Source organism: Paenibacillus sp. S150, assembly GCF_019352175.1.
In the GTDB taxonomy this organism is placed as follows: domain Bacteria; phylum Bacillota; class Bacilli; order Paenibacillales; family Paenibacillaceae; genus Paenibacillus_AQ.
This window is the reverse complement of record NZ_JACBYI010000028.1, coordinates 1-24,119: the sequence shown is the minus strand read 5'-3', so window position 1 is coordinate 24,119 and position 24,119 is coordinate 1. Positions and strand designations below refer to the sequence as shown.

The 24,119-nt window shown below is 53.9% G+C and carries 20 protein-coding genes; 6 read left to right on the top strand and 14 right to left on the bottom strand.

Annotated features, from left to right (window positions below; all coding sequences use genetic code 11):
• Window positions 1–20 precede the first annotated feature (20 nt).
• The 7 genes from HYD27_RS21705 to HYD27_RS21675 all read right to left on the bottom strand — a co-directional run bounded on the left by HYD27_RS21705 (window position 21) and on the right by HYD27_RS21675 (window position 8,067).
• Window positions 21–1,385, bottom strand: a complete 1,365-nt coding sequence (locus HYD27_RS21705; protein WP_219218606.1) for an ethanolamine ammonia-lyase reactivating factor EutA — start codon at window positions 1,383–1,385, stop codon at window positions 21–23.
• 326 nt (window positions 1,386–1,711) lie between these two features.
• Complete coding sequence (locus tag HYD27_RS21700; protein ID WP_219218605.1) at window positions 1,712–1,975, bottom strand: YlbG family protein; 264 nt, start codon at window positions 1,973–1,975, stop codon at window positions 1,712–1,714.
• 39 nt (window positions 1,976–2,014) lie between these two features.
• Window positions 2,015–2,455 carry a YlbF/YmcA family competence regulator gene (locus HYD27_RS21695; protein ID WP_219218604.1) on the bottom strand — a complete coding sequence of 147 codons (441 nt, stop codon included), beginning with the start codon at window positions 2,453–2,455 and terminating at the stop codon, window positions 2,015–2,017.
• A 73-nt stretch (window positions 2,456–2,528) separates the two neighbouring features.
• Window positions 2,529–4,454 carry a helicase-associated domain-containing protein gene (locus tag HYD27_RS21690; RefSeq protein WP_219218603.1) on the bottom strand — a complete coding sequence of 642 codons (1,926 nt, stop codon included), beginning with the start codon at window positions 4,452–4,454 and terminating at the stop codon, window positions 2,529–2,531.
• Window positions 4,451–6,160, bottom strand: a complete 1,710-nt coding sequence (locus HYD27_RS21685) for a DNA repair helicase XPB (RefSeq protein WP_219218602.1) — start codon at window positions 6,158–6,160, stop codon at window positions 4,451–4,453. The genes HYD27_RS21690 and HYD27_RS21685 overlap by 4 nt, the downstream gene beginning before the upstream one ends.
• Before the next feature lie 231 nt (window positions 6,161–6,391).
• Window positions 6,392–6,820: a CBS domain-containing protein gene (locus HYD27_RS21680; protein ID WP_219218601.1), complete on the bottom strand. Its 429-nt coding sequence runs from the start codon at window positions 6,818–6,820 to the stop codon at window positions 6,392–6,394.
• 77 nt (window positions 6,821–6,897) lie between these two features.
• Complete coding sequence (locus tag HYD27_RS21675) at window positions 6,898–8,067, bottom strand: amidohydrolase (protein WP_219218600.1); 1,170 nt, start codon at window positions 8,065–8,067, stop codon at window positions 6,898–6,900.
• Window positions 8,068–8,307: 240 nt separating this feature from the next.
• On the opposite strand from HYD27_RS21675, the gene HYD27_RS21670 reads away from it, so the two are divergent.
• Both HYD27_RS21670 and ftsW read left to right on the top strand, forming a co-directional pair.
• Window positions 8,308–8,655: a YugN family protein gene (locus HYD27_RS21670; RefSeq protein WP_219218599.1), complete on the top strand. Its 348-nt coding sequence runs from the start codon at window positions 8,308–8,310 to the stop codon at window positions 8,653–8,655.
• The gene (gene ftsW / locus HYD27_RS21665) at window positions 8,652–9,896 is read left to right on the top strand and encodes a putative lipid II flippase FtsW (protein ID WP_219218598.1); all 1,245 of its coding nucleotides are present in this window, start codon (window positions 8,652–8,654) and stop codon (window positions 9,894–9,896) included. The genes HYD27_RS21670 and ftsW overlap by 4 nt, the downstream gene beginning before the upstream one ends.
• 106 nt (window positions 9,897–10,002) lie before the next feature.
• Here the strand turns inward: ftsW and HYD27_RS21660 are convergent, their stop codons facing one another.
• Complete coding sequence (locus tag HYD27_RS21660; protein ID WP_019911482.1) at window positions 10,003–10,368, bottom strand: Asp23/Gls24 family envelope stress response protein; 366 nt, start codon at window positions 10,366–10,368, stop codon at window positions 10,003–10,005.
• Window positions 10,369–10,520: 152 nt separating this feature from the next.
• Here HYD27_RS21660 and cax point away from each other — a divergent pair, with 152 nt between their 5' ends.
• Window positions 10,521–11,591 carry a calcium/proton exchanger gene (cax, locus tag HYD27_RS21655; protein WP_219218596.1) on the top strand — a complete coding sequence of 357 codons (1,071 nt, stop codon included), beginning with the start codon at window positions 10,521–10,523 and terminating at the stop codon, window positions 11,589–11,591.
• A 54-nt stretch (window positions 11,592–11,645) separates the two neighbouring features.
• On the opposite strand, the gene HYD27_RS21650 is transcribed toward cax, so the two are convergent.
• The 5 genes from HYD27_RS21650 to HYD27_RS21630 form a co-directional block, all read right to left on the bottom strand.
• Window positions 11,646–11,951, bottom strand: a complete 306-nt coding sequence (locus tag HYD27_RS21650) for an Fpa/YlaN family protein (protein ID WP_219218593.1) — start codon at window positions 11,949–11,951, stop codon at window positions 11,646–11,648.
• Between the two features lie 249 nt (window positions 11,952–12,200).
• Window positions 12,201–12,446 carry an HPr family phosphocarrier protein gene (locus HYD27_RS21645; protein WP_219218591.1) on the bottom strand — a complete coding sequence of 82 codons (246 nt, stop codon included), beginning with the start codon at window positions 12,444–12,446 and terminating at the stop codon, window positions 12,201–12,203.
• 96 nt (window positions 12,447–12,542) lie between these two features.
• Complete coding sequence (locus HYD27_RS21640; protein WP_219218589.1) at window positions 12,543–13,658, bottom strand: aminopeptidase; 1,116 nt, start codon at window positions 13,656–13,658, stop codon at window positions 12,543–12,545.
• An 81-nt stretch (window positions 13,659–13,739) separates the two neighbouring features.
• Complete coding sequence (locus HYD27_RS21635) at window positions 13,740–14,597, bottom strand: hypothetical protein (RefSeq protein WP_219218587.1); 858 nt, start codon at window positions 14,595–14,597, stop codon at window positions 13,740–13,742.
• A gap of 130 nt (window positions 14,598–14,727) precedes the next feature.
• Window positions 14,728–16,731, bottom strand: coding sequence for a sensor domain-containing diguanylate cyclase (locus HYD27_RS21630; protein ID WP_219218585.1), 2,004 nt, complete (start codon window positions 16,729–16,731; stop codon window positions 14,728–14,730).
• Between the two features lie 495 nt (window positions 16,732–17,226).
• Between HYD27_RS21630 and rpsD the strand changes: the two genes are divergently transcribed.
• Window positions 17,227–17,826 (top strand): 30S ribosomal protein S4, encoded by a 600-nt coding sequence (gene rpsD, locus HYD27_RS21625; RefSeq protein ID WP_025704015.1) that lies wholly within the window; start codon window positions 17,227–17,229, stop codon window positions 17,824–17,826.
• 504 nt (window positions 17,827–18,330) lie between these two features.
• Window positions 18,331–21,234 carry a transglycosylase domain-containing protein gene (locus HYD27_RS21620; protein WP_219218582.1) on the top strand — a complete coding sequence of 968 codons (2,904 nt, stop codon included), beginning with the start codon at window positions 18,331–18,333 and terminating at the stop codon, window positions 21,232–21,234.
• Between the two features lie 95 nt (window positions 21,235–21,329).
• On the opposite strand, the gene acsA is transcribed toward HYD27_RS21620, so the two are convergent.
• A complete protein-coding gene (gene acsA, locus HYD27_RS21615) occupies window positions 21,330–23,054 on the bottom strand; it encodes an acetate--CoA ligase (RefSeq protein ID WP_219218581.1) in 1,725 nt (574 codons plus the stop codon).
• Window positions 23,055–23,215: 161 nt separating this feature from the next.
• Here acsA and HYD27_RS21610 point away from each other — a divergent pair, with 161 nt between their 5' ends.
• Window positions 23,216–23,848 carry a GNAT family N-acetyltransferase gene (locus HYD27_RS21610; protein ID WP_219218580.1) on the top strand — a complete coding sequence of 211 codons (633 nt, stop codon included), beginning with the start codon at window positions 23,216–23,218 and terminating at the stop codon, window positions 23,846–23,848.
• Window positions 23,849–24,119 lie beyond the last annotated feature (271 nt).

The window sequence follows — 24,119 nt, the reverse complement described above, 5'->3', positions numbered from 1 at the left end:
CCCTTCCGTAAAATAGTCGCTCATGACTGGAAAACAAGGGTTTTTACAGCGAGCGGAATATATCCTTCGGCGGCAGGCTTGCCGATATCCACATAATCACCGTGCCCGGCCGTCACTTGATCCAGACACACACTAGGCAGCTTGCCGCCGGCAAGCAGATGCAGGCAGTTGCCCAGCGCCTTGGCGATATCATTTTCACAGATAAGAACAACCACCTCCAGCTGGTATTGCAGAGCGGAGGCTGCTGCCGCTTCGGCAATCCGGCGGATCAGCGGATAGGAGCAGACCGGGAGGCCGGGAAGAATTACGGCGAACCTAGGCGCTTGCGCTCCGGCTTCGGCATACATATGGCTGCCTTCCGCGAAGGCTTCTTCAACCGCAAGCCCGATCCCCGCCAGCCCCGCTCCCGCCTGTTCCGGCCAATTCGCCCGCACCACGGGAAGATTCCTCAGCGGCAGCAGCATGCTGTCGGCAAAAACCGTCGAGCCGCTTAGCATCGCCGTGTGCACGCCGGCACCAATAACCGTAGCCCGCTGTGCGGCTGGTGCGGCAAGCACCTTTACAGGATAACGTGCTCCGGTTACACGCAGGGCATGGGCGAGCAGCGGCCCGATATCACCAAATCTGGCAGCTTCGGAAAAATCCAGCGGCGCGTCCTGCTCCATAAGGGCTCCGACTCCTCCGGATATCCACAGCTCGGAAACATTGGCTTCCGCCCTCGCGTCACCGCCGGCAGGCTTCCCGCAGATCAGCGGATATACGCTCAGATCAACAGGCTCCAGAATACCTTTCAGCAGGATTTCACTCCATTTGCCGGTAATTTCCCGGAGGATTTCGAAATCTGCGGTTCCGCCTGTCTTGAGCAGCCCATAGCCTGCCTCCGACAGCCATCGCTGCACCGAGGGTGAAATCCCCGTTAGGGTTCCGTCTGCTTCCAGCATGATCAGGCGGCCGCCGATATGGAAATTCAGCGTCCGCCTGCAGCTTCCCCCTTCAAAAAAAGCCGCATTGGCCGTTCCTCCGCCGATATCCACATTAACTACCAGCCCCTGCACCTGCCGGGAACGCGCTTCTGCACCAGAACCCTTGCCAGCGAGCACAGCCTCCAAATCTCCGCCTGCCTGGGCAACCACCAAATCCCCCGCCCGCCCGGCCAGGCTGTGAAGCACTGCACCGGCATCCTGCTTAAACGCCGTTTCTCCCGTGATAATTACAGCTCCCGTATCAATATCGGCAGGAAGCAGACCCGCACTGCGATACTCCTGCGCCAGAATCCGCTCCAGCAAAGGGAGATCGATCTGCGAATCCCCAATCAGCGGCGTTGTATGCATTGGGCTTTTGTAAAGCACGGAACGCCCGGTAATATGAAACTGCGGAAGACACATTTTACCGTACTGGTTCCTATGTCAATGCCTGCGCTTGTGAGCCAACGTCCATTCTGCATGATTTTTGGGTTCCTCCCCCCGACACAACCTTGAGCAAAAAGACGCTTGAGCAGCCCTGCATTGATCATCTATGCATGCCTCTTAAGCGTCTGGTTGCCGGATGTATTCATTTGCTGCTCTGCGTACGGTTCAGGCAGTTCTTTTGCAGTCATCGTAATGTACCCGGAACCTTCTGTCAATTCCGGTAATCAGCATGAGGGACCTTGCGCCTTCAAATAATAAAAGCAGATGCCGCGGGGCACCTGCTCATCTTCAAAGATCAGATTCTACAATCCATAATAACTGGTCTTGTCCGGTCCGTTGCTGGTGTATTCCGTCTTCAGCTCATTCCGGTAGGATCTTTCGATCTTGCGCACATAGGACAGCCTGCGGACGTTCTTCATAACCTCCTCGGCGCGTTCCGCGTTCACATACATGACGGCGTAATGCATTTTTCTGGAGACATAGTGCAAAGTCCCGTATTTCTCCAGATTGCGCGCCGCCTTAACGTCGCTTACCCAAACAATGTATCCTGTCCGTTCCGCAAACATCCGCTTTTCGCCTCTCTTTCTCTTGCCCTGATCCGGCGCTTAGCCGCAGGAGCACTTGCCGCCGCTGCCGCATCCGCCGCCCTTGGGAGCAGGGTCATTGCCGGGAACCTTGATGCTGTCCGATACCGAGAACGCAATTGTTTCCGACATGGAATGCAGCATATCATCAAGCGTTTTCTCCGCCTGCTTGAAGCGGATAACCTCTTCAAAGCGTTCAAGCTCCTGCTCGACCGCCGTAACCTCATCCTTGGCAGAATGGTAATTAGGATGGAAATGTCCGAACCGCTGTGTCTCCTCAAACAGCTCCTTTTTGCCCTGCAGCCGTTTGATCATAGCCTGGATATCCGGATTGGCGTCAACCCGGCCTTTCCAGTATAAGTAATCCGACACCTCGGCGGATTGATTAATCATATCACCTAATTCATAGGCGTATGTCAGTACTTCGGCCATATCGACCGTATTCAATTCCGCTACGCTCATGAACTTCAACTCGTTTCTGCGTTAATGTTCTACTGTCTCCCGTAGACCCTCTTATCATAACATACCCGCCTGCCTAAGCAGAAGAGGAATTTCTCCGCACTTTGGGAATCACAAGCTGCATTTCCTGCCAATCCGCCGCACTCAGCCGCGCCTCTTCCGCACGGTCCGAATCCGGCGGAAGCAGGGCTCCCTGCACTTCCCACGGATTGCGGCGGATTTCTGCAGGAATGAATTCACAAATCTGCTCCTTCATGGACAAACGGACCTTAATTCCTGAGTCCAGAGCATGCTCCATCACCTTCTGTGCGGTGGTGGCATGATATTTCCGCCACTCCTTGATCCACATCTGCGGCACAGACGCCAGGCCGGTGAGCATCGCTTTCTCCGCCGCATGCGGATTCAAAGGGACCGGCGGAAGCTCCGGTGCGCAGGCCAGCAGCCCCCGTACTGGCCCATGAACGGAAAAAGTGTATGCGGCTGATTCTGCCTGCGGGTCTCCGCCCAATAACGGCCATGCCACTCCAGGCTCCGCCTGCTGTCCGGCAATTCTCTTGGGAGGCGCCATTCCCGCTGCCCCCAGCTCCTTGCGCACCGCCTCCAGGCGCTCCGTGCGGACGATGAAATGCAGCGGACCGATGCGCTCAAGGCTCCCTTGCAGCCGGGGATGGGCGGCGATATCATTCCCGTCCGACTCAGACCGGCAGGCCAGCACAAGCATCTCGGACAGTGCCGTCCTTCCAATCCCTCTGCTCCACTGCAGCAGGGTATGCTCCGCCTGAGCCGGCAAGCCTCCCATGGCATGGGCTGCAAGCCAGGAAAGCACGCCTTCGGGAGACAAGCCCTGCTCTGCCGCAGCTTCCAGCCTCTCCCTTGTCAGCCGGTAGCTCCATAGATCATCGCTGTGCAGAAGCTCTGCACAACCTGCGAGCATCCAGCGCTGACTGTACGGACACTCTGGAGGGACCAGAATTTCGAAATCCGGCTGGACCATGAACCCGGAGAATTCCGGGGATGAGCCTTCCTCCTGGGCATCCTGGACTGCCGCTCCCGGAATGCCGGGGCTGCGGCCGGAGGATACAACGGCTTCACCCAGAAGGAGCTGTGGCCTGGCCGCCGTCCAGCGGAAGCAAGCTGTCCCATCCTCCATCCTTCCCAGCTCACACCAGCCGAATCCGGCCAGGCCCTTGAGCCACATTCGGGCGGAAGTCTCCAGAGGCTCCAGGGATTGCTCTTGGGCCAGCCCGGCTTCCGACATCCATTCCAGAATATCCGGCAAGGCATACCACAGGCCTGAGTGATATTCGGCAGAGGAGACGATATAACGGAAATGCTGCGCCGCCGGCTCCGGAGGACCGAAACGGCTCAGGACCAATCCGTACAGCAGGCTTGACATCTGCTTCTCTGAGAGCCGCAGCCACCCTTCCAGCACTTCCGTCTCCAGTCTGTAAGCTGAATCCGTGCGGCGGATAAGCCCGAGGCACAGCAGCAGATCCAGCACAGCCACCACCGGAAGCGGGAATGGATGCAGCTCCCGCTGGTCCGGCGGGAACAGACCCTCCAGCTGGGCCTCCGGAAGCGAGAGCTGCGCCGCCAGGCGGCTGATATTTTTTTTGTGGACGCCTCCCTTAGCCGTAAAGGGCAGCCCTTCGCCGGCGATGAATACGAGAGCTCGGAACAACTCTCCCGGCAATCCCGGTCCGGACTCCTCGTCCGTACTCACCGGCTTTCCCGCCGCCCGCACAGGAACATCGGGAAATAACAGGCGCTGAAGCTCAGGGAGCCGCTGTTCGGGAATTTGATAGAGCTTCTCTCCCCACAATTTCTGCCGCAGCTCCAGCAGGCCCGCCTCCCGCAGCTCCAGCAGAGCCAGCTGCAGCTCTGCCCGGCAAAGCTCTGCCGGACAGTGGCGCTCCGCCAATGCTTCGGCAAACGGGCGGGCGGCACAGGCCCTGACGAGCTTTTGCAGCACCAGCAGCGCTTCCCCCGATAAGCCCTTCATAGGATGACCCCCTCCTGCTGCTCCGTGCAGACATCATAATCATAGCCCTGCTCCGTCAGAAACAGGCGGCGGCGCAGGGCGAAATCCTGCTCCCGGCTGTCACCTGACACCAGGGTATAGAAGTAAGCCTTGTTCTCTCCGGGCTTCGGACGCAGGATACGGCCCAGCCGCTGGGCTTCTTCCTGCCGTGAGCCGTAGGCGCCGGATACCTCGATGGCCACCGATGCATCCGGAAGATTTACGGCAAAGTTCGCTACCTTGGACACAACAAGCAGCTTCAGTCTTCCTTCGTTAAAAGCCGCGTACAGCCCGCTTCGCTCCTGCTGGGGAGTCTTGCCGGTAATCAGCGGAGCGTTCAGGCATGCCGCCAGGTGTTCAAGCTGATCCAGATACTGCCCGATAACCAGGACCGCCGCCCCCGGATGAGCGCCAATAATCCTTGCCGCAGCCGCCGCCTTAGCCGGATTGCCTGCAGCAACCCGAAATTGCTCCTTGCCTCCGGCATACATGTATTTATGCCTTATCTCCGAGTCCATTGGCACAATGACCTCTATACAGTCTACGGCCGCAATCCAGCCCTGCTGCTCCAGCACCTTCCAGGGCAGATCGTAGCATTTGGGGCCGATCAGCGAGAAGACATCCCCCTCCCGCCCGTCCTCCCTGACCAGTGTAGCGGTCAGTCCCAAACGGCGGGTGGCCTGGATATCCGCTGTGGCTCTGAATACCGGAGCCGGGAGCAGATGCACCTCGTCGTAAATAATCAGGCCCCATTTCCGCTCATTGAACAGATTCATATGAATGAAGGGTCCCCCCTTGGAACGGCGGTGCGTCAAAATCTGATAGGTAGCCACAGTTATGGGGCGGACCTCCCTTTTTTCACCGCTGTATTCTCCAACGGATTGTTCGTCCAGACCGGTCCGCCGCAGCAGTTCTTCCCTCCACTGCGAAACGGAAGTGGCGCTTGAAGTGAGAATCAGCGTCTCACATTGCAGGCTCTCCAGCACCGCCAGACCCACAATAGTCTTTCCCGCCCCGCAAGGCAGAACAACAACACCGCTTCCTCCGCTGCCGCCGATTCCCTCGAACCTGCAGACTGCCTCTTCCTGATAGTCTCTCAGGCGAAATGAATTGCCGGAGGAGCCGGGTCCGCTCCTGCCCTCCCCTCTCCATGTCACATCCAGCGCCTGTCCGTCACGGTACCCCGCATAATCGAGGACAGGGAAGCCCAGCCTCGTCAGCTCCTGCTTCAGCAGCCCGCGGTTCTCTGACGGACAGCGGCTCTCTAGCGAAGAAGCTCTCTTAAGCCCCAGCTCGCCCAAGGATGCTTTTCCCGCCAATTCATCCAGCAGCTCCGGCTTATCTGCGCGCAGGATGATCAGTGAACCATCAGCCGGGGCGGCATGGAGCTGCAGTCTTCCGTAACGTGAAACCAGCAGCCTGATTTCCTCCTCAAGGCCGGCGGGAATTCCCCAGCGCGAGAGCATCGCCAGCAGCTCCAGTATCTCCGGAGCTGTTCTGCCGGCGGCAGCCGCATTCCAGAGCGAGAGATGGGTAATCCGGTACGTGTGGTAAGCGGGAGGGCTTTTCACGAGTTCGGCAAAGCCAGCCAGAGCAGTTCCCGCCGCCTCAAACCCCGGATGTCCGCATTCGAGCAATATTGTCCGGTCTTTACGGACGATGCATGCACCTTTTCCGTTTTCGTTCATCGAAATCCCCTCCAAATACAATCGTTGATCTATATCAATTGAACTTGTGTTTTCCGGCCGCTGCCCGCCCTGCAGATTTCTTGATTTCAATACCGCTGTTCACGGCGGAAATCCGCAGACAAAGGCGGACGCTTATAGCAGTTCGCTGCTGTATGTATTCCTCAAGTGTTGTATAGCAGGAAAAAGCCCACCTCCGCGCAGACCGGACATGAGCTTCCCCTATTTAACTATTTAATGCGGCTGCCGCCGGGAAATCCCGCTTAACGCTTCCCCGGCTTCATCCGCAAATATGCGCTTTACCGCCAAATCCCCCAGCGAAACAATGCCGGTCAGCTTGTTGCCGCTGGTCACCGGCAGACGGCGGATCTGCTTCGAGGCCATCAGTTCGGCGGCTTCCTCCACAGAAGCGGACTCCGGGACCGAAACCAGCTCCCTGCTCATGACCTGTTCCACGGCGGTAGACCCCGGATGCTTGTCCGCATAACCCCTGATTACCAGATCGCGGTCCGTAATCACGCCAATCAGCGCCGCTCCGTCCGAATCAACCACAGGGATAAATCCGGTATCGTGGTCTCTCATTTTGGCGGCAGCCTCATAGATATTATCAAGCAGTGTAACCGATGCAGGATGCACGGTCATTACTTCCTTCACAGTCTTCAAGAATGGACCCTCCAGTCATGTCGCCATGTTATACGGAGGTAGCCTTCCCTGGGAAGGCTAGGATTATGCATAGGCTTTTATTCATTCAGACAGGAATCGGCCATCGCGACCAGCAGCTTCGCTCCATACAGCAGGGCGTCCTCGTCGAAATCAAATTTGCTGTGGTGATGCGGATACACCGCATCTTTATCCGGATTGCCCGCTCCGACAAAGATGAAGCAGCCGGGAATTTCCTTGACGTAATAGGCGAAATCCTCCGCCGGCATGATCTTCTCCATCTGCACAACGCTGACCGAATCTCCCAGCGCTGCGGGAGCCACCCGGAAAAAGCGGCCGAATTCCGCTTCATCATTCACCAGCGGCGGATAGCCCATCATATAATCTATCCTGCCTTCCGCGCCGTACGCGGCTGACACCGAAACCGCCATCTCTTCAATCCGCTGGCGGATGAGATAGCGGGTCTCCTCGTCGAATGCACGCACTGTCCCGGTAATCCGGCAGCGCTCGGCGACGATATTCTGGGCGGAGCCTCCCTGAATGGTGCCTACACTCACTACAGCAGGACGCAGCGGGTCCACCGAGCGGCTGACAATGCTCTGGAGCTGGGTCACAAGAGCCGCTCCGGCAACAATGCTGTCGACCGTGCTGTGCGGTGTTCCGGCATGTCCGCCCTTGCCAATGATATCAATGAAAAATTCATCGGCGGATGCCATCAGCGGCCCCGGTGCACTGGCTACCGTTCCGAACGGCAGCGGTGTCCACAGATGCAGGCCATAGACTGCATCCGCCCCTTCCAGCACACCTTCGGCAATCATGCCCAGCGCTCCGCCGGGACAGATCTCCTCGGCGGGCTGAAACAGGAACCGCAGCTCACCCTGCAGCTCCTCCCGTCGGCTGCTGTAATAGGCGGCGGCGGCAAGCAGCATGGATGTATGCCCGTCATGTCCGCAGGCATGCATGACACCGCTATTCTGCGAGGCATACTCCCGGCCATTCTCCTCGGTAATGGCGAGCGCATCCATGTCCGCGCGCAGGACCACCGTTTTCCCCGGCCGATTTCCTTTTAGAATCCCGGTCAACCCATAACCGGCCTTGCTTCTTACCACATCAATCCCGAATTCTCCAAGCTTCGCGGCAACAAACGCCGACGTCGCTTTTTCCTGATAAGACAGCTCGGGATGACGGTGCAGATGGCGGCGCCATCCGACCATATCCGGCATCAGCTGTTCAAGCGCTAGCCTTTCCATATAATCTCCATTCCCTTCTTCTGATTCCCGCTTCGGACAGGCCTCCAGAGCCTTCCGTTCTTCTTCCATTCAGCCCTTAGGGCTATATTTCTATTATTGTAGCAGAAACACAAAAAAGAGGGTACCAATAGCTCCGGCACGCCTTGCACAACCCCGGGAAACATACTATCATGAGAAGGAACATCTATAATAATTGGTCATGAATTTATCATTATACTTCATAAGGGGGATATGTGCGCTATGATATTTGAGAACACGGGCCTCGTTGGTTTGAAGAGCGACCTTCTTTATCTGGACGAAAGTGCGGCCAAAGCCGGATTCATCCGCTGGCAGTGGGAATATTACCGTGCCACTTACGACTGCAAGATAGAAGACACGCAGAACGGCGGGGATTATTTCTTGCGGATCAACACACGCGCTGTCGAAGGCAAGCTGGAGAAGTCGGACGCCGTGCTGGCGATTGAAGCCGTTTACTTGGGCAAAGCCACCTTTCCCCATGGTCTGGAGTATGAAGCTCCGGTACCCAAGCCTGTTCTGGATGATGCCGCGAAGCACATCCTTGAACTGAAAGCGCTGCTGGAGGCTTGAGCACTGTAAAGGGAACGACGAAAAAAAATGTCAGCCTGCCCAAAAGAGGAACGCCCGATTTCCAGCTGCTTATTCTGACTCTCCTGCTTGTCGGCTTTGGACTGGTAATGGTTTTCAGCTCCAGCTCCAGCCTTACCCTGGCCAGCGAGAAATTCGGAAATGACCCCTTATATTTTGTAAAACGCCAGATTATCTGGGTCGTGCTTGGAACCATCGTAATGTTTGTAACGATGAATATCCACTACAGTAAATTCAAGAAATGGTATGCCCCGATCTTCATAATCACGCTGGTTCTGCTGCTCTTTGTGGCATCCACGGAGAAAATAAACGGTGCCAAAAGCTGGCTCAGCATCGGAGGACTTGGCATTCAGCCCACGGAGCTGGCCAAAATCTCCATTATCCTTTATCTGTCCGCCCTGATCACCAAAAAGGGCGAACGGCTGAGAGACTTGCGCACAGGCTATATTCCGGTGATGGTCATTGTCGGGATTGTCGCCGGCCTCATCATGATGCAGCCGGATTTGGGTTCTTGCCTTATCCTTGTGGCGACCAGCGGGCTTGTCATCTACGCAGGCGGTGCCAGCATGAAGCATATAATGGCTTCTGTTGCATTGCTGGTGCTGGGTGTCGGGCTTGTAATGGGCACCAAAACAGTTATTGACTCCCTGTCGCCGCCTTCAGAGACTGCTTCAATCAACCAGGACTACAAAAAAGACCGGATTACCGCGTTTCTTGATCCGCTTGCGGATGCAGAGGATACCGGGTTTAATATCATTCAATCCTTGATTGCCCTGGGTGAGGGCGGGACCAGCGGTTCAGGCTTCGGCCAGAGTATCCAGAAGCTGCACTACCTTCCATATCCTTATACCGACTTCATCTTTGCCGTCATTGGGGAAGAACTGGGATTTGCGGGGACATCCATCTTTTTGCTGGTATACCTTTATTTCATCTGGCGGGGCATCCTGATCGCTCTTCGCTGCACGGACCCCTTCGGGACCCTGGTCGGCATCGGGGTTATGGGTCTGATTGCCATTCAGGCCTTTGTCAATATCGGCGGGGTCACCAAGACGATCCCGCTTACCGGGGTAACTCTTCCGTTTATCAGCTATGGCGGCTCCTCGCTGCTCGTAACGATGCTGTCCATGGGCATTATGCTCAGCATTTCCAGAGAGACCAACCGGCCGTCCAAAGAAGAGGTAACGAAATCTGTTACTACCGTTAGGCAGGTTCGTGCCCGCTGACGCTGCATAAATGCCCTTTTCATCGCAACAACGCAAAAGGCAGTCCGGGGATAACCTCCCGGACTGCCTTTTGCGTTTCTTGCCAGCAGGCTGCCTTCCGCAACGCTTACGATATTTCGTCGTTCTTAAAGGCAACGCCTTCCACCTTAACGTTGACTTCAACAATATGAAGCCCCGTCATGCTCTCCACAGCCTCACGTACATTCTGCTGAAGCATCCGGCACACTTCGTGAATCGGAGTTTCATAAAGAACGATGATGCGCAGGTCTACCGCGGCTTCAAGCTGTCCTACTTCAACAGTTACACCCTTCTGCACGTTCTTGCCGCTGAGCCGCTTGGCCCAGCCCTCGGACAATCCGCCGGACATGGCCGCGATTCCCGGGGTCTCCAAGGCAGCCAATCCGGCAATCTTCGAGACGACGTCATTAGATATCCGTATGTTACCCATTTCCAGTTGAAGTTGTTCTGCCATGCCATAACCCCCCTACACTCATTATCAATTATTGTAATTCGAATACAGGCCAAAAAGCAAATGACTTTCTCGTATTCCCGTTTACACTCAGGAACAATTTGGGTATATTGATTATGAATTCAACCTACATACAGAACTGGAGTGTGCCTTACTTGAAAAAATGGATCTCTCCGGCGCTGCTGGGAATCACCTTTCTCCTCAGCGCCATCGGACACTATGCGGACTGGGACCACACGCTGCAATTCGTGCTCTCCGCCATATCGGTCGTTTTTGTAGCCGGCTTTCTGGGCCGGGCTACAGAAAGTGTAGCCCACTATGCCGGACAGCGGCTGGGGGGCTTTCTTAATGCCACCTTCGGCAACGCAGCCGAGCTGATCATCGCCTTTTTCCTGGTGAAGGAAGGGCTGTTTGACATGGTCAAGGCCAGCCTCACCGGCTCAATCATCGGCAATCTGCTGCTGGTGCTGGGCCTAAGCATTTTTGCCGGCGGCATGAAATTCAAGATTCAGAACTTCAATGTTACGCTTGCCGGACTGAACGGCTCCCTGATGATCGTGGCGGTCATCGCCCTATTTGTTCCCGCCATGTTCTTCAATACCCACTCCATTACCGACAGGGATACGGATGTGCTCAGTCTGGTGGTCGCAGGGCTGCTGATCGCCGCTTACATGGCCTGGCTGATCTTCTCCATGATTACGCACAAGAAATACCTGGCGGACGTTACAGTGGACAATGAAGAAGAGCTGCCGAATGAGCATAAGCCTGCCTGGTCGATGAGCCGGTCCATTACCTATCTGGTGCTGGCAACGGTTATGGTCGCCTTCGTCAGCGAATGGCTGGTCGGCACACTGGAAACATTGACCGAGCGCTTTGGCTTCAGCGAGCTGTTTGTCGGCGCCTTCCTGGTAGCCATCATCGGCAATGCCGCAGAGCACAGCGCCGCAATCATGCTTGCCTTGAAGAACAAAATTGGCGCAGCAGTAGAAATTGCCGTCGGCAGCAGCCTGCAGATTGCCTTGTTCGTTGCTCCGGTCCTGATCTTTGCCAGCTATTTCATGGGCAACACAATGGATATAGTCTTCACCACCATAGAGATTGTCGCTATCGCGGTCTCTGTCTTCATCGCCAAATCAATCATTCAGGACGGAGCAACCAACTGGTATGAGGGCTTGCTGCTGCTTGCAGTGTATATGATTCTTGGCGTTTCCTTCTATCTCGTATAAAAAAAAGCACATGGCAGACCAACGGTCTCCATGTGCTTTTTGAATGGTTAGAGATTACAGCATCTCGCGCTCTTCAGCCTTCTTGTTCAGCGCCTCGTACAGCACAGCCAAGTTGCGCTCAAGCTCACTCAGCACCAGCTTGCCCGTAAGCTCCGGCACCAGCCCTGCCCTGACCGCAAAATCGACCTCTCTGGAGAAGCCGTACATCTGGGTATCCAGCACTTCCTCATAGAGAGGGCAGTAACGGGTCGCCAGATTCTCCATCTGCACTTCGATGAGCTTCTGAATTTTATCGGCATCTTCTTGTAGAAGAGTGATCGCTCTTAGATTAAGCTGTTCCTGCAAATCCGATGAAGTCATGCATTATCCCCCCCATGTCCAAAAGTTACAGTTACTATTGCTATTTAGTTTAATATTAGTCGAAATCGGAACCCAATACAAGAATGCAGTTAATAATCAACCAGAAATACCTTCGCCTTTCTTCTCAAAGGAGGGTATGGCTTCAGCAAGAAGCAGAAGGACAGATTCTTGCGGGCAGCATATAAGTCTTGTATTTTATAGAAAAAACGCCCTGCCGCACAGGCAGAGCGTCCTACGAGAATAATCAGATTATTCCGTTACCACTGTAAAATTTAATCCGTGCTTGGCAAAAACTTCGCTCATTGCCTTTTTGGCTTCCTCGGCGTCTGCGCCATGAACATGCAGCTCGTAGCTTTGACTGGATACAAGAGTGGTAAACAGGCCGAGAATACTCTTAACATCGATGTACTTGTTGTCTGCCTGAAGAACGATAGATGAGTTGAACTGGCTTGCCGTTTGGGCAATATCCACGATTGCCGCATTGTTACTGGACATAGGAATCCCTCCGCAACTTGAATATAAAGCTTAAGTCTTTTGTAACCAATTCCATGATACATTGAATCCGCTTACTCACGCAAGGAATATTACATTTTATTTCAGATTCTCGGGGTTCAGACCTTCCAGCTCCGGAAGAACAAAGATTCCATCTTTGCGGATCAGCACATCGTCGAAATAGATTTCGCCCCCGCCGTATTCAGGCCGTTGAATCAGGACGAGATCCCAGTGAATCGAGGAACGGTTCCCGTTATCTGTTACATCATATGCTTGGCCCGGCGTGAAGTGCAGGCTGCCCGCGATTTTCTCATCGAACAGAATGTCCTTCATCGGATGCAAAATGCGGGGATTGAAGCCGATCGCAAATTCGCCAATATGGCGCGCGCCATCATCGGAATCCAGAATTTCATTCAGACGATCGGTATCGTTGCTGGTGGCTTCAACAATTTTGCCGTTTTCGAATTTGAATTTCACATTTTCGAAGGTGACACCGTTGTAGATCGTTGCCGCGTTATAGCTGATCGTTCCATGTACAGAATCGCGGACAGGAGCGCTGTAAACCTCGCCGTCCGGAATGTTTTTTTGGCCGGAGCATTTCTCTGCGCCAATTCCCTTAATGGAGAATGTAAGCTCCGTTCCCGGTCCGGCGATGCGGACCTTATCCGTTCTGCGCATCAAATCAGCCAGCGCATCCTGGGCTTTATCCATTTTGGCATAATCCAGATTGCAGACCTCAAAATAGAAGTCCTCAAATGCTTCAGTGGTCGTATTGGCCAGCTGCGCCATGCTTGCATTAGGATACCGCAGAACAACCCATTTGGTGTGCTTGACGCGCTGCTCGCTATGTACCGGGTGGGAATAGAGGGAGTTGTACAGCTTCATATTCTCTTCCGGAACGTCCGAAAGATCATTGACATTCTCCCCTGCGCGGATGCCGATATAGCAGTCCATTTGCTTCATCCGGTTCAAATCGATCTCCGCCCAGGCTTCAAGACCTTCACGGGTTGCATATTTAAGCATGCTGCGCAGGACGGTCCGGTCGGTAAGCTGCACAAATGCACGCCCTCCGGCTTTGCCCACTTCCTCCACCACAGCCTTGATCAAATCTCTTTCGCTGCCGATCATTTCGACGAGCACATTCTCGCCCGGCTGCACGTTTACGGAGTAGCCCACAAGATTCTCCGCAAGCTTTTGAATCCTCGGATCCTTCATTCTTCTCTCTTCCTTCCTCTTGCTGATAATGACACACTGTTATATTGTAGCACGCCCGTAATAGAGCGCAAGGTATCCGGTTCACTTGTACCCATAAAAATTGACCTCTGTTAAATAAATTTCTTCCTCAGCGGCGGCTGCCCCCTGGACTCCGGAATAACTCACCTTTCGGGTACAGCTCAGACGTTTGGGAAGGTTGCGTTTCGTATCCGCCTTCAAATAGTATACTGTCTCGACCGACGCCTGCTTCAGCTTCTCCTGCAGCTCCTTGTTCTTCTGGACCCACAGCAGCTGCAAAGACTCCAGCCCCTTGTCCGCAGCCTTCAGTCCAGAGGCGGACGCTTCAGGACGAATCGCCTCCATCTGCCTGGTCAGCTCGGTGGCCAGCTGCCTGTTCGCCTCCGCGTTGCTCAGCTCGATGCGCAGCACTCTGGTTCCCCTTGCTGCACCGGCTTCCTCGGTCACCTTCTTTTCGAGGCTCTGCAGCTCCTCAAGCTGGCGGAGCGGATTAAGCGCAGGCAGCGGGCTGTCCCCTCCGGCGGTACCGGCTTCCGACAGCAGTGCCCACTCGCCGTCTTTTTTTTCCAGCTTGGTATAGTAGGCCGGAGCTCCTTCCGAGCTTGACTTCAGCTTATTCCCTTCGGACCGGACAGCCGTTTTGGGCGTATCCCCATCCGGCAGGAGCGTATAAAGACTCACTTTGTTATGGTCCGCCACAGTTCCTCCAAAGTAGACTGCAGCCTCCGGGGCGGGTTTGCCGCCAAGCAGGAGTGACGATGAGCCTTCAAAGGTTACCCCGTCGCTTCCGTCCATTCCAGCCAGGACCAGATTGAGATTCTCTGCGGCAGATTTCTTATTTCCGGCGGCACAGCCGGAGCAAAGGATGGAGCTAAGCAGCAGCGTGGTCAGAACCAACCAGCGGATGTTAAATTTTCTCATGGCATTCCGGCCTTTCCGGTTAAGGATATGAATATTTCATTAGGGTCTCCCGCCAGCTGAGGCTTATACGCCCGATAACCATCCCCGGCATAAGCCATCCGCTTCCCTGCAAAAAAAGAACCCTCATGGCTTACGCCCAAGGATTCTTTGCACTGATTTCGGCTTTGGTATCAATCACAACCTGGTTCCTGCCATTGTTCTTCGCTTCATAAAGCGCCATGTCCGCCCGGTAGAAGAGCGATTCCACACTCACCTTGTCATCTGTCCAGCTCCACTCGGCGATTCCGCAGGAGACCGTGACACGCGGCTCCGTCTCGCCCATTACCCGCTTGCGGATGCGCTCGGCCACAAATACCGCCTGCTGTACGCCAAGCTGCGGCAAATACACGGCCAGCTCCTCCCCGCCCCATCTGGCGGCAATATCCCCCTGCCGGATGGATGACTTGACGATTTCACTGACCTGCCCCAGAATTTTGTCGCCCTTCTGGTGACCGTATGTGTCATTGACCATCTTGAACTGATCAATATCCACAACGATCAGGGAGCCGCAAAAATCTGTGATCTGCTTCTCCTTGATCACTTCGTCCAGATAGTGCCTCGCGTACAGCCCTGTAAGACTGTCACGGTTCGCCAAACGCCTTACCTCGGCATGCAGGCGGGCATTGCCGACAGCAAGTCCAATATGGCCTGCCATGGCCTGAAGCAGCCTGTAGCTGTCATAGGAGAAGAATTGGGACTCCCGGTGGGCAAGCATAATCGCCCCGCGAACCTCACCTCCGACACTAAGCGGAGTAGCGATCAGGGAGTTGGATTCTGTAGCGTCCATCAGCCGGGAATACGTTCCGGCAGCGCTCTGATAATCCGATAAAATAAGCGCCTCCCCTGTAGAGTACACCTGGCCCCCAAGCCCTTCACTCACTTCAAGAATTTCACCCAGCAGCGGCTGATAATTGCAGGCGATTGCCTCAAGCCCGCCTTTTTCTTCATCCATATGTAAAATACAGCAATAGTCGGCATCAAACATATCCAGCAGTTCTTCAAAGGCAAACTGAAATATATCGCCAAGGCGCAAGCTTTGATTCAACCGCTGAGTGAGTTCATTGCTCATGCGCAGCTCGCGGATCAGCTGATTGGAGCGCTCATACAGCTTCGCATTCTCAAACGCTGTTCCCGCCGTGTCGGATACCATGGAGAGAAAGCGCAAATCGACCTCCGAAAAGGCCGGTTTGTCCATAACCATATGAAATACGCCATATACTCCCTGCTTGCCGCCGAGCGGAAGACCGATTTCAACAAAATGATTCTCCTCGCGTCCGGTGTACAAAGAAACACGCCCGTCCTTGAACGCCCTTGCGCACACATCATCGTTCCCCCAGCGTAGCGGGAGCGGCTTGACCTGCGGATGCGTGCTGCGGTGGTCCTGCGACATGAAAAGCTCAAGCCGGGCCCCCGGGTACATGGCCGAAATGCTGTCGATGACTTCCGTAAGCACGGCATCCACATCTATGTTGTCGTGCATACGCTGCACAATCTGGAAGAGCAGCGAGCGTCTGCTGCTCTCACGCTCCGCATGCAAATGCACTCCAGCCAGATCGGATACAAACACATGTTCAAATCTGTGGTAAAAGCAGGTTTGAAAATGAATGGCCATGGCTTCCGCTGTATGCCTGCCGCCTTGTTCATATTGCTCCTGTGGCATGACACAGCCGAGCAGGGCAAATATTTCCCCCAGCCCGCGTGTGAATACCGGTATAATTATAAAGGACACCGCCTGCCCGTCGGCCTGGCCATGTGCCGCATAGAGTGCCTTTGTTCCCAGGGCCCCCGTTATTGCCGCCTTCCACTGGCCTTCCCAGCGCTGCTCCGGGCTGCCTGAATCCTCTAGAGTATCTATGCGGTTCCCTTCAAAATTAAGCACACACCAGTTCCATGACTTCGCTAACGCCGGCCCGCTCAAGCCGCGCCACTCCCTGAAGCTTTCCGCAATCAACTTGGCTGCGTAAGGAAAATCATGGGATACAATATCCGTTTCCCTAAGCCATGCGGCGGGATCGCCAATATCTCCGCGTGATTGCATAGTGTCCTGCAACAGCACACGATTGTCCTTGCGCTCGTATGCTTTCTGTTCTGACATAAAAAGGATCCCCTTTGCATCTCAAACAAGCAGAAACGACAGTGCCGTCCTCCAGAAGGGCGGTACCGTTTCAGCAAGAAAGAGAAGGATAATTTTGGAATGAAAAAACACAAAAATTCTTATCTTCAAAAAAATCTTTCCGATAACATCTAATTAGTTATATTTTACTCCCTTTCTTTAGGTATTGCATTATATTTTCCTCAAAACCGGGATTTTTTTTAGGACCAAAGAACTAACGACAAAGATAGACAAAATCTCTTTAAAGCCGCTCTTGACTTTATCAGTTGTTTTCATATAATATTTATTGTTGAACAAGACTGTAACAAGTCTTAATTGGGCGTAACGTTGTGTCACCCTCACGCATCTCGTTACTGCCAGGGCAGCGGCTGAACTTCCCCGGCAGTGTGAAACCCTCATAAATGCTTTCACGGATACGATTTGCGGCGCAAATAGGCCCTAACATGAAATTTCAATTATAAAGGAGTCTACTATAACATGGCACGTTACACCGGACCTAAATTTAAACTCAGCCGCCGTCTGGGCATTTCCCTCAGCGGTACGGGCAAAGACCTGAAACGCCCTTTTCCGCCAGGACAGCACGGCGCTAACCAACGCAGAAAAGTAAGTAACTACGGAATGCAGCTTTTGGAAAAACAAAAACTGCGCCACATGTACGGCTTGGGTGAAAAGCAGTTTAAAACCCTCTTCACCAAAGCACAAAAGCTCCAGGGTATTGCGGGCGAAAACTTTATGTTCCTGCTCGAAAGCCGTTTGGACAACCTGGTATACCGTCTTGGTTTTGCCAACTCCCGCGCCGGTGCGCGTCAGCTGGTATCCCATGGACACGTTACCGTTAACGGTAAAAAAGTCGACATCGCTTCTTACCGCGTAAGCGTGGGCGACGTTATCGGACTTCGCGAAAGAAGCCGCGCTATGGCTTCCATCAAAGAAGCTCTGGAAAACCGCTCCCACCTTCCAGGTTATCTGGAATATGCTGACGGCTCTTTCGAAGGCAAATATATCCGTTTGCCAGAACGTGCCGAGCTGTCCCAGGATATCGATGAGAAGCAAATCGTCGAATTCTACAACCGTTAAGATTTCGCTTGCAGCGAAAACGATCAAAGCCCCCGGAGCAGTCCGGGGGCTTTTTTTATTAACCGATTAAATGGACGGAAGAATTTTCGGCAGAAGGAATAGTGGTAAAAAGTAGATTTAATTGAAGCAGATTCCCCTGAAAGGGAAAATCGGACGATTTAGTTATCCTTTTCCCACTAACGCTGGCGAAAAAGGGTTGCGGGGAGAAATATGTTCACTTTTTCCACTTGGTTGGACTCCCTCCGGGTTTCAGCAGGCAACCGTACACCTGAAATCCCAACAGCCCGTTGTCCAGTCAAGGAGGGCATAGCCGTTTTGTTATTCCTACTTCACCTGTGCGTTTGGAGCCCTAATTCTGCTGTGAGCATGGTCTGGCCCGCCTATACCAGGTGCAGCTTGGCAAATAAAAGTCAAGACAAAGCTAAAAAGCCGCCCGGGGCAGAAGCGCATTCAAAATCGCCAAATTGTGCTATAATAGTTCCGTTAAAAGGAGGATTAACGTCGATGGTTGAGGAGAACAAAAAGAAGAACGCAAAGCAGCGTCCACCCCGTAGATCCTGGCTCCGCAGGTTCGGCTCCGTCGTGAAGTGGATGTTTATACTCGGCATTATGGGTCTATTGTTTGCCGGCGGCGCTGTTGCAGGATATGTCACTTCCATAGTGAAAGATGATCCTGTCCGCTCCGAAGAATTGATCCAACAGCAAGTCAGCCAGAATGCCATCACCGGTTTTGCGTATTTCCGTGATGGCCAACCGATCGGCCAGCTCCGGACCGAAGAGGACCGCCGGCTTGTAGAATTCAACAATATTCCCCAGCTTGTGATTGATGCCGTTCTCGCCATAGAGGACAATAATTTCTACAATCATAAAGGGGTCGATTTCAATGGCACCCTGCGGGCCGTGAAGCAAAAGCTGCTGAATGAATCCGTTCAGACCGGCGGCAGTACCCTGACCCAGCAATTGGCACGGCGCGTGTTCTTGAACCTGGACCGTACAGAGGATCGCAAAATCAAGGAGATTCTGCTGTCTCTTAGGCTGGAGCGCTATCTGTCCAAGCAGGAGATTTTAACTGCCTATTTAAATAAGGTTCCTTTCGGCAACGGATCGAACGGTTACAATGTGTATGGCATCAAGGCCGCGGCCAAAGGGATCTTTGGACTGGATGATCTGGATAAGCTGAATACCGCCCAGGCCGCCTATTTGGCCGGGCTTCCCCAGCTTCCCTCCAAATACTCCGCATTCAATGGAGTCGGTGAATTTAATGAAACGGCATTCAACCGTGCCATGGAACGCCAGAAGCTTGTGCTGCGCCGGATGCTGGAGGAGAACAAGATCACTTCCTCCCAGTACAACGAAGCACTCCAATTTGATATTAAGGGTTCTCTTGCGCCGCATACGAAAAAGGCTTATGCTACATACCCTTATCTGATGCTTGAGACTGAACGCAAGGCGGCCGAGATCCTCCTGTCCATCAATGAAGGCAAGAATGGCGTGGTGGATCCGAATGACTCTTCTACGGAGGCTTCCGCTGCACTGCTTGAGGAAGCGCGCCAGCAGCTTATGACCGGAGGCTACCGCGTCTACACGACAATTGACAAAAAAGTATACAGTGCGATGCACAGCGTCTCGGAAGACAGCGACAACTTCACCAAGGACAGCGAAGCCAGAGGCAAGGAACAGACCGCCGGCATGATGATCGACAACAAGACCGGTGCGATCCTTGGCATGATCGAAGGCCGCGACTTCAATATTGAACAGATGAACTATGCCACCCAGATGGTACGGCAGCCCGGTTCAACGATGAAGCCGATTGCCGCTTATCTGCCGGCGCTGGACGCCGGGCTGATTCAGCCGGCAGGCATCCTCGATGATGCGCCGATCATTCTGAAGGACGGCAGCAAAGGCTTCCACATTCCCAAGAATGCCAACAACCGTTACCAGGGACTGGTCACAGCCCGCTATGCGCTTAACCAATCCTTGAATCTGCCGGCGCTCAAGCTGTTCAACGAGAAGGTCGGGATCGAGAACGCTTGGACTTTTGCCAAGAAGCTGGGCATTACCACGATTCAAGATAATGATTACAGTGCGCAGACTGGTGTTATCGGCGGTCTCCGCTATGGGGTTACTGTTGAGGAATTAACAAATGCCTACTCTTCAATCGGAAATCAGGGAGCATTCAATGACGCCTATATGATTGAGAAGATTGTGGATTCACAGGGTAAAATCATCTACCAGCATAAAGTTAATCCGGAGCAGGTATACTCTGAGCAGACTGCTTATCTTATGACGGATATGCTGCGCACAGTCATTACTGATGGAACAGCAAGCACTGTCAGAAGAAATTATGAGCATTTCAAAGATGTGCCTATCGTCGGCAAAACCGGTTCAACCCAAAACTACGGGGATGTGTGGTTTATGGGCTACACACCGGATGTGACACTTGGCATGTGGGTCGGCTACAAGGAACAAATCAATACCCTTCAGGGCGATACCCAAAAACGCCAGGCACAGACCCTATGGACCAAGGTAATGAATGCCGTTATTGAGAAGCAGCCAGAGCTATTTGTCACGAAGGAATTCCCCAAGCCCGAAGGCATCGTGAAAAAGACTGTATCTGCATACAGCGGAAAGCTGCCTGCCAGCCTGACCGACAAATTCACCACCGATGTATTCAATCAGAAATATGTGCCGACCGCAAGCGATGACGGAATTTCCAACGCCAAATATATTACGTACAACGGTGTGAATTATCTTCCTTTGGACGGAACACCGGAGGATTTCCTCAAAGAGAAGATTGTAGTCAAACGCGACAAACCGATTCAGGATCTGGTGAAGGAGCTGCTTGCCGCCTTCCCGGCGATGAAAGAGCATGAACCGCTGGAATACTATCTGCCGGCGGATGCCAAGTCCGATTTCCCGACAGAGGTTGATCCGCGTGTGGATGACGGAACAGCCCCATCGCCTCCCGGTACAGTGGATGTATCCTACAGCACGGGCAAAGCGGTAATTACCTTCACGCCCAGCGGGTCGCCCGATGTTGTCGGCTACCGCTTGTACCGCTCGCTGAACGGAGGAGCGTTCCAGAAGCAGGCCATCCTGGCCGTTGGTGAAGGAACTACCTTCACACCGGGCACTCCCGCCAGCGCGAACGCCTCCTTCTACGTGGCTGCCGTGGATGTGGCCGGTCATGAGACGGCTTCCGGCAGTGTAGCAGGGGCAATTCCAACACCGGAGACAACGCCGCCGCCGGAAGAATTGCCCGGTGCAGAAGCTACACCGGACCCCGGACTGGAGCCCGGCAGCACCGAAGATCCCGGCATGATTATTATCCAGCCGCCGGGGGATGCTGAGGTTCCTGCCGGCGGCGGAAACGCAGGCCCCGGAAATGCGGCAGCAGGCACACCATAATATTTAAGTCTGCTGTTCCCCCAGACCCTTGAAAAACACCGTTGCCGGCAATAGACCGGCAACGGTGTTTTTTCATTTTTTCCTGAAACGCTGCACTAGTCCTCAATGGTGGATAAATCACCTGCAGGGAGATGCAGCTCCCAGGCTTTCAGCACGCGGCGCATGATTTTGCCGGACCGGGTCTTGGGCAGCTTTTCCCTGAATTCAATTTCACGCGGCGCGGCATGGGCGGATAATCCCGCTTTGACAAATGCGGCGATTTCTTCCTTCAGCTCTGCCGTAGGCGAATAGCCGGCCCGCAAGGAAATGAACGCCTTGATGATCTCCCCCCGCATTACATCCGGCTTGCCGATCACTCCCGCTTCAGCTACCGCAGGATGCTCCACCAGCTTGCTCTCCACCTCGAACGGACCAATCCGTTCACCTGAGGAATTAATGACATCATCGATGCGGCCCTGAAACCAGAAATAACCGTCCTCGTCCATGTATGCCGAATCTCCGGAGATGTACCAGCCGGGAATGCGGAAATACTCTTCGTATTTCGCTTTATTGTTCCAGATCGTCCCCATCATGGAGGGCCATGGCGTTCGGATTGCCAGGTTGCCCATCGAATAGGGCGGCAGAAGATTGCCCCTGTCGTCGAGAATAGCGGCTTCGATACCGGGCAGCGGACGTCCCATGGAGCCGGGCTTGATATCCATTCCCGGATAATTGCAGATCAGCTGCGCACCGGTTTCCGTCATCCACCAGGTGTCATGAATGCGCTGCTGATAAAATTTATCGCCCCAGCGCACCACTTCGGGATTCAGCGGCTCCCCTACCGACAGGACATGCCGCAGACTGCCCAGATCGATGCCCTGCAGGCTGGCCTCGCCCGCCCCCATCAGCATACGGAACGCCGTAGGCGCGCTGTACCATACGGTAACCGCGAACCGCTCGATAGTTCTATACCAGTCCAGCGGACTGAAGCGGCCGCCGCGAACCACATTGGCGACCCCGTTCAGCCAAGGCGCAAAAATCCCATAGGACGTTCCGGTTACCCAGCCGGGATCTGCCGTGCACCAGTAGACATCGTCAGGCCGCAGGTCGAGTACGATTTTACCTGTATAATAATGCTGAATCATTGCTCTTTGCACATGATAGACGCCTTTGGGTTTGCCGGTTGAGCCGGAGGTATAATGCATGATCAGCCCATCTTCAAGACTAAGCCATTCCGGTTCCAGCTCACCCGAGGCAGCGGCGGTCTCCTCCTCATAGCTCACAAGCCCCTGCTCTCTGTCTGTAGTGCCGCCTATCACAAAAATATGCTTCAGCGCAGGCAGCTCGGCACGTTTGACCCGGTGCAGCAGCTCCGGCGTAGTTACAAGTGCGACAGCTCCACTGTCCTCCAGCCGGTCCTTAACAGCCGTTTCCATAAAAGCCTCGAACAGCGGTCCTGCTACCGCTCCCACCTTAAGAATGCCCAGCAGGCTGAAATACAGCTCCGGACTGCGCGGCATAAAAATAAACACCCGGTCTCCCCGCCCGATACCGTGCTGGCGCAGTACATTTCCGAAACGGTTTGACCTCTCACGCAGGTCTGAGAACGTATACATTTCTTCCCTGGCCGGATCACTGTAGATAAGCGCCGTTGCCGCTCCACGGCCCTCCTGCACATGCCTGTCAATCGCTTCGTGGGCCATATTCACCTTGCCGCTCTCATGCCAGGAGAAGCTCTTCTCCACATCCTCCCACCGGAATTCGCTGACTGCCCGGGAATAATCCGTCATGTTGGCTTGCTTCACGCGGCCCGGTAAAATTTCGCTGTGGACTTGCCCCATTACTCTTGCCTCCCTCACTTGTTTGATTTAAGCTTTAAGGGCGGGACTCTTCTCTTAAACAATGCTGTCAATGGATTAAATGTGAATATTTTATGTCGGAATTAGTATATCACAGGAAGCGGTTACATTCTAGAATATAGTGAACCGAAGGGAGTCCGGCCATGGAGCACCGCAAAATCCCTGTATCCCATACCCTTCATTATCATGAACATGTAATTGCCGTTAGCGGACCCTTGTCTCCAGACACGCTGAAAGGGCTGCAGATGCATCCTGATCTGGACGCCTTCCGTAAACCGCATGAGCAGCTGGAGGCGCTTATAGAGATTGCCGGACTGCCTGAAGGGCGGATCATTGCCGCTGTTGCCGGCCGCATGATCGTAGGCTATGTTACTTTTCATTATCCGGATGAACTGGAGCTCTGGTCACAGGGCGGAATGGAAGACCTTATAGAACTGGGCGCTGTGGAGGTAGCGGACGGTTACAGGGGAAGCGGGCTCGGGAAGCTGCTGATTGCCAGCGCTTTTGAGCGGGAACAGCTGGAGAATTGCATCGTGTTCACAACGGAATATTATTGGCATTGGGACCTGAAGGGCAGCGGGCTTGATGTGTGGGCATACCGCCAAATGATGGAGAAGCTGATGCAAACCGTAGATATGGTGTGGTATGCCACGGATGATCCGGAGATTTGCTCCCATCCGGCCAACTGCCTTATGGTGCGCATCGGCCGGGAAGTGCCAATGTCCTCGCAGGAAACCTTTGATCGGGTTCGTTTCAGGCAACGGTTCATGTACTAGACCTGCAGACACATCGTATATGCAAGCAGAAACGGCTACGCCGTCCTTTAAAAGGACGGCGTGTTTCAGCGAGAAAGGTAAGGCTAATGTATAACATATAAACCTAAATTTCGAAAGCCCATAGCTACAAGGCCTACCTGAAACTACCTCTCACGAAAGATAACATAAAAAGGAAGACTATCCATAAGAAATATGGACGAAGTGGAGAAAAAGACACACTTCCCCCTACCCCAGGAGGACCGGGCTTCGGATTTCCATGTTAAATTCCAGG

Coding starts and splice junctions, on each gene's coding strand:
- HYD27_RS21705 (WP_219218606.1), bottom strand. CDS start 1,385: ATGTGTCTTCCGCAGTTTCATATTACCGGGCGTTCCGTGCTTTACAAA.
- HYD27_RS21700 (WP_219218605.1), bottom strand. CDS start 1,975: ATGTTTGCGGAACGGACAGGATACATTGTTTGGGTAAGCGACGTTAAG.
- HYD27_RS21695 (WP_219218604.1), bottom strand. CDS start 2,455: ATGAGCGTAGCGGAATTGAATACGGTCGATATGGCCGAAGTACTGACA.
- HYD27_RS21690 (WP_219218603.1), bottom strand. CDS start 4,454: ATGAAGGGCTTATCGGGGGAAGCGCTGCTGGTGCTGCAAAAGCTCGTC.
- HYD27_RS21685 (WP_219218602.1), bottom strand. CDS start 6,160: ATGAACGAAAACGGAAAAGGTGCATGCATCGTCCGTAAAGACCGGACA.
- HYD27_RS21675 (WP_219218600.1), bottom strand. CDS start 8,067: ATGGAAAGGCTAGCGCTTGAACAGCTGATGCCGGATATGGTCGGATGG.
- HYD27_RS21670 (WP_219218599.1), top strand. CDS start 8,308: ATGATATTTGAGAACACGGGCCTCGTTGGTTTGAAGAGCGACCTTCTT.
- HYD27_RS21660 (WP_019911482.1), bottom strand. CDS start 10,368: ATGGCAGAACAACTTCAACTGGAAATGGGTAACATACGGATATCTAAT.
- HYD27_RS21650 (WP_219218593.1), bottom strand. CDS start 11,951: ATGACTTCATCGGATTTGCAGGAACAGCTTAATCTAAGAGCGATCACT.
- HYD27_RS21645 (WP_219218591.1), bottom strand. CDS start 12,446: ATGTCCAGTAACAATGCGGCAATCGTGGATATTGCCCAAACGGCAAGC.
- HYD27_RS21640 (WP_219218589.1), bottom strand. CDS start 13,658: ATGAAGGATCCGAGGATTCAAAAGCTTGCGGAGAATCTTGTGGGCTAC.
- HYD27_RS21635 (WP_219218587.1), bottom strand. CDS start 14,597: ATGAGAAAATTTAACATCCGCTGGTTGGTTCTGACCACGCTGCTGCTT.
- HYD27_RS21630 (WP_219218585.1), bottom strand. CDS start 16,731: ATGTCAGAACAGAAAGCATACGAGCGCAAGGACAATCGTGTGCTGTTG.
- rpsD (WP_025704015.1), top strand. CDS start 17,227: ATGGCACGTTACACCGGACCTAAATTTAAACTCAGCCGCCGTCTGGGC.
- HYD27_RS21620 (WP_219218582.1), top strand. CDS start 18,331: ATGGTTGAGGAGAACAAAAAGAAGAACGCAAAGCAGCGTCCACCCCGT.
- acsA (WP_219218581.1), bottom strand. CDS start 23,054: ATGGGGCAAGTCCACAGCGAAATTTTACCGGGCCGCGTGAAGCAAGCC.
- HYD27_RS21610 (WP_219218580.1), top strand. CDS start 23,216: ATGGAGCACCGCAAAATCCCTGTATCCCATACCCTTCATTATCATGAA.